This is a genomic window from Methylobacterium sp. WL8 (genome assembly GCF_008040045.1).
GTDB lineage: Bacteria > Pseudomonadota > Alphaproteobacteria > Rhizobiales > Beijerinckiaceae > Methylobacterium > Methylobacterium cerastii.
Genome location: NZ_VRVF01000061.1, coordinates 25,463 through 31,462, shown reverse-complemented (window position 1 = coordinate 31,462; position 6,000 = coordinate 25,463). Strand labels below are relative to the sequence as shown.

9 protein-coding genes are annotated in these 6,000 nt (G+C 71.6%); 1 reads left to right on the top strand and 8 read right to left on the bottom strand.

Annotated features, from left to right (window positions below; genetic code table 11):
- The 6 genes from FV234_RS19300 to FV234_RS19275 all read right to left on the bottom strand — a co-directional run.
- Window positions 1-191 (bottom strand): 1-deoxy-D-xylulose-5-phosphate synthase N-terminal domain-containing protein (locus tag FV234_RS19300; protein WP_147831095.1); only part of this gene is annotated, 191 nt, incomplete at its 3' end.
- Between the two features lie 82 nt (window positions 192-273).
- Complete coding sequence (locus tag FV234_RS19295; protein ID WP_147754345.1) at window positions 274-534, bottom strand: exodeoxyribonuclease VII small subunit; 261 nt, start codon at window positions 532-534, stop codon at window positions 274-276.
- Window positions 535-678: 144 nt separating this feature from the next.
- The gene (locus FV234_RS19290) at window positions 679-1,191 is read right to left on the bottom strand and encodes a protein tyrosine phosphatase (protein ID WP_147831088.1); all 513 of its coding nucleotides are present in this window, start codon (window positions 1,189-1,191) and stop codon (window positions 679-681) included.
- Window positions 1,192-1,210: 19 nt separating this feature from the next.
- A complete protein-coding gene (locus FV234_RS19285) occupies window positions 1,211-1,783 on the bottom strand; it encodes a hydrolase (RefSeq protein WP_147831093.1) in 573 nt (190 codons plus the stop codon).
- 29 nt (window positions 1,784-1,812) lie between these two features.
- Window positions 1,813-2,466, bottom strand: coding sequence for a DNA-3-methyladenine glycosylase I (locus FV234_RS19280; protein WP_147831086.1), 654 nt, complete (start codon window positions 2,464-2,466; stop codon window positions 1,813-1,815).
- On the bottom strand, window positions 2,467-3,315 hold the full coding sequence (locus FV234_RS19275; protein WP_147831085.1) for a folate-binding protein YgfZ: 849 nt from the start codon (window positions 3,313-3,315) through the stop codon (window positions 2,467-2,469).
- 139 nt (window positions 3,316-3,454) lie between these two features.
- Here FV234_RS19275 and FV234_RS19270 point away from each other — a divergent pair, with 139 nt between their 5' ends.
- Window positions 3,455-4,792 carry a dihydroorotase gene (locus FV234_RS19270; RefSeq protein WP_147831083.1) on the top strand — a complete coding sequence of 446 codons (1,338 nt, stop codon included), beginning with the start codon at window positions 3,455-3,457 and terminating at the stop codon, window positions 4,790-4,792.
- Between the two features lie 110 nt (window positions 4,793-4,902).
- Here FV234_RS19270 and FV234_RS19265 read toward each other — a convergent pair whose 3' ends face one another.
- Both FV234_RS19265 and FV234_RS19260 read right to left on the bottom strand, forming a co-directional pair.
- Complete coding sequence (locus FV234_RS19265; RefSeq protein WP_147728485.1) at window positions 4,903-5,157, bottom strand: hypothetical protein; 255 nt, start codon at window positions 5,155-5,157, stop codon at window positions 4,903-4,905.
- Between the two features lie 159 nt (window positions 5,158-5,316).
- Complete coding sequence (locus FV234_RS19260) at window positions 5,317-5,766, bottom strand: TIGR02301 family protein (RefSeq protein WP_147831081.1); 450 nt, start codon at window positions 5,764-5,766, stop codon at window positions 5,317-5,319.
- Between the last annotated feature and the right edge of the window lie 234 nt (window positions 5,767-6,000).

Genomic DNA, 6,000 nt, shown 5'->3' with positions numbered 1-6,000 from the left:
TCGAACACGTGGTGCAACGCCACCGTCAGCTCGACCACCCCGAGCCCGGACCCGAGATGCCCGCCCGTCACCGACACGGTCTCGATCATCTCAGACCGAACCGCCTCCGCAACCGCCGGAAGGTCGCCCTCCGGCAACAAACGCAACGCAGACGTCTCAGACAAACCGTCCAAAATCGAGGGGGCCGGCATCGGGGGGGACTGCGTCACGGGTTCGGCCTCATCTCAAGTCTCGGACGGGGAGCGAGGGCGCAGGGCGCGCACGCTCCGCATCTCAGTCGACGTCCAGGGGTGCGACGCCTTCGGCGCGCCCGTCGGGTGTCAGGGTGATGCGCTGGATACGGGCCTCGGCCCGCTTCAGCAGCATCTCGCAGTGGCGCTTCAGCGCCTCGCCGCGCTCGTAGATCGTCACCGATTCGTCGAGCGCCACGTCGCCCTTCTCCAGGCGGCGGACGATGTCCTCGAGCTGCTCCAGCGCCTTTTCGAAAGGCATGTCGGCGGCGATCGCGGTCGCGTCGGGTCGGCTTTCGGTCATCCCTACAGGATCCTTTGGTGCGGTTCTAAGGCGGAGGCGGCGACCGCGACAACCCCGGGCACGATCAGGGTGGGGTGCGACCGGCGGTTTTCCGAGGCTGCGGCGACGTTTGCGCCACACCGGTACGGCGGCGGATCGGCCCGGTCAGCCGAGTTCGTAGCGGAACGGGACGCCCTCGAACGCGTCCGCGCCGCGGCCGATCGCGGCGATGGCGGCGACCATACGGCCGTCGCGGCCGAGCAGGCGGTCGGCGATCTCGACGAACAGGCGGTTCGGCGTGGCCGACGGCGAGGCGAGGCGCAAGGAAGCGGCGGCTTCCATTTCGTCGCGCGCCGGGTCGAGGGCGCAGGCGGCGATGTAGGCGGCCGCGGTCGAGCGGCTGATGCCGGCGTAGCAGTGGATCACCATCGGGTTCTCGCGCGGCCACGACGTGACGAAGTCGAGGATGGCGCGGACATGGTCCTCGGCCGGCAGCACGTAGCCGTCCGTGGCGACCGCGATGTCGCTGACGCCGACGACCGCGTGGCAGCCCTCGGCGATGCTCGCCGGCCGCGTCGGCGTCGCCGGCGGCGTGACAAGCGTCAGGACGTGGCTCGCCCCGGTCGCGGCGACGGTCTCGGTCAGGCGCGACAGGGGGCAGACGTGGAGCGTCGACATCTCGGGTCCGGGATTTCCGTCAGGTTTTGGAGGCGGTCGTCTGCAGCGCCGCGAAGTGGTCCAGGTAGCGGGCCTGGGCTTCGGCCGTCGGCCAGGGGTCGAGCAGGGCGAGGACGGGCTCGGGCAGGTCCTCGTGCCGGCCGAAATAGCGCGTCGCCTCGTCCGGCGCGAATCCGGCGAGGCGCACCGCCTCCGCGTGGGCGGCGACGCGGTCTGCGCGCTTGACCAGGCGTGCGAAGGCCGGCGTCGGGGCATCGAGGCCGAAGCGGCGACGGATCGCGGCGAGCAGGCGCCGCTCGACGCCCTTGTAGGCGTCGCCGATCGCCGCCTTGAGCGGGGAGATGATGTCGCCGACGACGTATTCGGGCGCGTCGTGCAGCAGCAGTTCGAGGCCCTGCTCCGGGGTGCAGGCCGGGAGGAGGTGGCGGCCGACCGCCTCGACCAGCAGCGAGTGCTGCGCCACGGAGAACACGTGCGGCCCGGCGGTCTGCCCGTTCCAGCGCGCTACGCGGGCGAGCCCGTGGGCGATGTCGGCCACCTCGATGTCGAGCGGGGAGGGGTCGAGCAGGTCGAGGCGACGGCCCGACAGCATCCGCTGCCAGGCCCGCGGCTGCACGGCGCTCAACGGTCCTCCTCCGCCAGCGCGGCGCAGGGCGCGTGGCGATGGCAGCCGACGAGGTGGTCGTTCACCATCCCCACCGCCTGCATGAAGGCGTGGACGATCACCGGCCCGCAGAAGGTGAAGCCCTGCGCCTTCAGGGCTTTGGCGATGCGACGAGACAAGTCCGTCTCGGTCTGGATCTCGCCTCGCGTCCGGGCAATGTCCTGAACCGGCTGACCCTCTGGCAGGTGGTTCCACAGGAACTTCGAAAATCCCGGCCCGCTCTCCTCGATCCGCAGCCAGGCGCGGGCGCCGGCGACGGTCCCGACGATCTTGGCGCGGTTCCGGATGATGCCGGTATCCTGCATCAGGCGCGCGACGTCGGCCTCGGTGAAGCGCGCGATGGCCTCGGGATCGAAGTCGGCGAAGGCGCGGCGGAAGCCGTCGCGGCGACGCAGGATGGTGATCCACGACAAACCGGCCTGGAAACCGTCGAGGATCAGCTTCTCGTAGAGCGCTCGCCCGTCGCGCTCGGGTACGCCCCACTCCGTGTCGTGATAGGCGACGTAGAGCGGATCGAGCCCGGCCCACCAGCACCGGGCGCAGCCGTCCGGGTGATGGATCAGGCCCTCGACCGGGTGGTGAGGCTCAGTGACGTGCAGTGCCTCGGCCATTCAGCCGGCCGCGGCGTCGGGCATCGCGAAGCTGGCGAAGGCCGGGCGCGCGACGGTGAGGACCTTGCCGTCGGCGTGCAGGGGCTCGCCCGCCGCGATCGCGTCGGCGAGCCGGTCGAGGCGCAGCATCGCCAGGCCGCGCCCGGCGGCTTGGCTTCCCGTCCGCCCGAGCACCTTGGCGCCGGCGGTGATCTCGGAGCCGGGCGCCGCCGCCTCGCCCTCGGGATAGGTCGCGGGCAGCATCCGGGTGCGGGCGGTGCCGCGGTGCTGCATCCGCGAGACAACCTCCTGGCCGACATAGCAGCCCTTGCGGAAGTCGACGCCGCCGAGCTGGTCCATCAACGCCTCGTGCGGGAAGGCGTCGCCGAGGGGGAAGTCGCGCCCGGCCTCGGGGACGCCGAGGGCGATGCGGTGGGCGTGGTAATCCGCCTCCGCCGCATCCGCGGAGAAGGCGCCGACGGCCGCGTAGAGCCGCGCGCCGAGGCCGTCCGCCCGCGCGTCGGCGACGGCGTCGACCTCGGCCGCGGTGGTGGCGCCATCCCAGGATGCGGCGATGGCGACGGTCGGGTCGACCGCGATCTCGACCTGGGCGCGCAGGCGGTAGAGCGTCAGGCGCTTGGCCAGGGCCGCCGCCTGCTCGGACGCGATGTCGAGGCGGAAGCCGCCGGGGATGGGCGAGATCAGGAAGTCGAACTGGATCTTGCCCTGCGGCGTCAGCAGGGCGCCGAGCCGGGCCTCGGCCTCGCCGAGGGTCTCGACGTTGCAGGTGATCACACCCTGGAGCAGGGCGGGGGCGTCAGGACCGGTGACGTGGACGAGGGCGCGGTCCGGCAGCAGGGCGATCGGCATGGCAGTTCCTTCGTCGGCGCCGCGAGGCCTCGCTCGGCGAGGTGAGGCCTTCCGGGCTGCGCGATTGCGCGAGGATGACGCGTGACATAAGCCGCCGGTGACCCGGCCTCAACCAAGGCGCTCGCGCAAGGCGTTTCCCATGGACAAGCCCTTCGACCTCGTCCTCTCCGGCGGCACGGTGGTGAACCAGGACGGCGCGCACCGGGCCGACCTCGGCATCCGCGACGGACGCATCGCGGCGATCGGCGACTTGGCGCAGGCGACGGTCGGCGAGCGGCAGGATTGCACCGGCCTGCACCTACTGCCGGGCGTGATCGACACGCAGGTGCATTTCCGCGAGCCGGGCCTCGACCACAAGGAGGACCTGGAATCCGGCTCGCGCGCCGCGGTGATGGGCGGCGTGACCGCGGTGTTCGAGATGCCCAACACCAACCCGCTCACCACCAGTGCCGCCGCGCTCGCCGACAAGGTGTCGCGCGCGCACCACCGGATGCATTGCGACTTCGCGTTCTGGGTCGGCGGCACCCACGAGAACGTCGGCGCGCTCGCCGAGCTGGAGCGGCTGCCGGGGGCCGCCGGCATCAAGGTGTTCGTCGGCTCCTCCACCGGCTCGCTGCTGGTCGAGGACGACGCGGGCGTGCGCGCCATCCTCAAGGCGATCCGCCGCCGCGCCGCGTTCCATTCCGAGGACGAGCCGATGCTGCGCGCGCGCAAGGACCTGCGGGTCCCCGGCGACCCGGCCTCGCACCCGGTCTGGCGCTCGCCCGAGGTGGCGATGCAGGCGACCCGGCGGCTGGTGGCGCTGGCGCGCGAGACCGGCGCCCGCATCCACATCCTGCACATCTCCACCGGCGACGAGATGGACCACCTCGCCGACCACAAGGACGTGGCGAGCGTCGAGGTGACGCCGCACCATCTGACGATCAACGGCGACGAGGCCTATGCGCGCCTCGGCACCCTCGTGCAGATGAACCCGCCGGTGCGCGGCGAGGCGCATCGCCGGAAGATCTGGTGGGGCCTGGAGCAGGGCGTCGCCGACATCCTCGGCTCGGACCACGCGCCGCACCAGCTGGACGAGAAGGCCAAGCCCTATCCGGATTCGCCGTCGGGGATGACCGGAGTGCAGACGCTGGTGCCGATCATGCTCGACCACGTGGCGGCCGGCAGCCTTTCGCTCGAGCGCTTCGTGGATCTCACCAGCGCCGGGCCCAAGCGCCTGTTCGGCATCGCGCGCAAGGGACGCCTCGCGCTGGGCTACGACGCCGACGTGACGGTGGTCGACCTCAAGCGCCGCGAGACCATCCGCAACGACTGGATCGCTTCGAAGAGCGCCTGGACACCCTACGACGGCAAGGTGGTGACGGGGTGGCCGGTCGGCACGGTGGTGCGCGGCGCCCGCGTGATGTGGGACGGCGTGTTGACCGAGCCGTCGCGCGGCGAGGCCGTTGTCTTCGAGGAAGCGCTGCCGCGGGCCTGAACCGTCAGGCCTCGGTGTCTAGGCCGACCCCTCGCATGGGCCTGAGATGGTTGGCCGGATGCCCGCGCCGAGGGCGAGCAACCGGCCGGTGGCGTCGATCGGACGTGCCCTCAGTGCTGGAGCGCGGTGGTGAAGGCGCCGCCGCGGATACGCTCGGGGAATCCCTCGGCGTAGCGGGCGGTGGCCTCCTCGCCATAGGTCATCACGAGTTCCTGGAAGGCCGCGAACAGGGCGGCCTGGGCCATGCAATCTCCGTCGAGGCCGTCGAGACAGCCTTCCGCGAACGCTTCGGACACGTAGCCCAGGGCGGCGCGCTTCTCGTCCACGTCGGCTTCGAACGGGGCGGTCTGAGTGCTGTTCTGCATGGCGGTCGTATCCGTTGCGCGCGGGCTGGAGGCCCGGCGTACGGAGGGGATGATAGGCGGCTCATGGGTCCGCGACCAGCCGGGAATTGCGAAGCGGTTAACGCGACCGATCGAATACCGCGGTTTTCCCGGATGCTTCGCGGGTGTGGCCGGGCTGCATTATCCGCCGAAACGCCCGGCCAGCGCGTGCGACAGGCGCTCGCCTTCGGCGACGAAGCGGGCAGTCGCCTCGTGCGCCGCGGGGGTGCACACGCGATAGGTCGCGGCATAGCCGCGATAGCCGCGGTTGTAGGCCCCGGCGAGGCGGTCGCGTCGGCCGGGGGTGACGCCCTCGGCCTCGATCAGCGCCTTCATCCGGTTCGGCCACTCGGCGGCGTCGGCCCCCGCGCAGAGCCCGCGCAGGAAGGCGAGCGAGCCGATGATCTCGGACAGGCGCGTGAGGTCGCGGTCGTAGGGGGCGGCCTGCTCCGGAGGCGGGGCCGGCGGCTCTTTCTCGGCAGGTTTCGCGGCCGGGTGCGCCGCCGGGCGTTGCTGGGCGAGGGCCGGCGTGTGCGCGGCGGCGGCGAGACAGCCGAAAACCAAGAGGATCGTTCGCAGCGTGGCGATCATCCGCCCGAATGAGCCGCTTGGTGTCTTCCTACTCCCTGTCATCCCGGGCCTGCGCAGCAGAGCCCGGGATTCAGAGCCGCCGACAGCGCAAGCTGGATCACCATCCGCGGTTCTGGATCCCGGGCTCGCCTTAGGCGACCCGGGATGGCGAGGAGGGGACGACAACGGGGTTCGTGAAATCCGCACGTTCTGCGGCGAGTAGTGCGCGAAAGGCCTACCCGAGCGGTTGGACGG

Excerpts from the sequence above, each read along its gene's own strand:
- FV234_RS19295 (WP_147754345.1), bottom strand. The coding sequence starts at position 534 with ATGACCGAAAGCCGACCCGACGCGACCGCGATCGCCGCCGACATGCCT.
- FV234_RS19290 (WP_147831088.1), bottom strand. The coding sequence starts at position 1,191 with ATGTCGACGCTCCACGTCTGCCCCCTGTCGCGCCTGACCGAGACCGTC.
- FV234_RS19285 (WP_147831093.1), bottom strand. The coding sequence starts at position 1,783 with ATGCTGTCGGGCCGTCGCCTCGACCTGCTCGACCCCTCCCCGCTCGAC.
- FV234_RS19280 (WP_147831086.1), bottom strand. The coding sequence starts at position 2,466 with ATGGCCGAGGCACTGCACGTCACTGAGCCTCACCACCCGGTCGAGGGC.
- FV234_RS19275 (WP_147831085.1), bottom strand. The coding sequence starts at position 3,315 with ATGCCGATCGCCCTGCTGCCGGACCGCGCCCTCGTCCACGTCACCGGT.
- FV234_RS19270 (WP_147831083.1), top strand. The coding sequence starts at position 3,455 with ATGGACAAGCCCTTCGACCTCGTCCTCTCCGGCGGCACGGTGGTGAAC.
- FV234_RS19265 (WP_147728485.1), bottom strand. The coding sequence starts at position 5,157 with ATGCAGAACAGCACTCAGACCGCCCCGTTCGAAGCCGACGTGGACGAG.
- FV234_RS19260 (WP_147831081.1), bottom strand. The coding sequence starts at position 5,766 with ATGATCGCCACGCTGCGAACGATCCTCTTGGTTTTCGGCTGTCTCGCC.